At 44.7% G+C, this 588-nt stretch carries 1 pseudogene; it reads left to right on the forward strand.

The annotated features are described in order from the left end of the window. Window positions 1-588 (forward strand): annotated as a pseudogene (locus AB5935_RS26790) (murein hydrolase activator EnvC); the annotation flags it as partial.

Here is a 588-nt window from a genome sequence, read left to right on the forward strand (position 1 = left end):
CTCTTTTCGCTCAATCGAACAAGTTGATTCGTGAGCTGGAAAGTAAACGCGGTGCGCTGCAAAAACAGATTGCCGAATCGGAATCTATATTGAAGGATACAAAGAAAGATGTGGGAAGCCAGTTGAATAGTCTGGCTGTGTTGACCGGACAGATTGAAGAGCGGAAACGCTATATCATGGCTATCAACAATGATGTGGAGGCTATCCAGCGTGAGTTGGCTTCATTGGAGCGCCAGTTGCACGGGTTGGAGAAGGATTTGAAAGATAAAAAGAAGAAATATGAAGCTTCTGTCCAGTACTTGTATAAGAATAAGTCGATAGAGGAGAAGCTCATGTTTATTTTTTCGGCAAAGAATCTGGGGCAGACTTATCGGCGTATGCGATATGTCCGTGAATATGCCACTTATCAACGTCTGCAAGGGGAAGAAATCCTAAAGAAACAGGAGCAGATACGCAAGAAGAAAGCGGAACGTCAGCAAGTGAAAGCCGCCAAAGAGAACCTGCTGCAAGAACGTGAGAGCGAAAAGGTGAAGTTGGAAGAGCAGGAAAAAGAGAAGCGTACGTTGGTGACTAATCTGCAAAAGAAGC

The organism is Phocaeicola sp. RTP21198st1_B8_RTP21198_201120 (assembly GCF_040929485.1).
GTDB lineage: Bacteria > Bacteroidota > Bacteroidia > Bacteroidales > Bacteroidaceae > Phocaeicola > Phocaeicola dorei.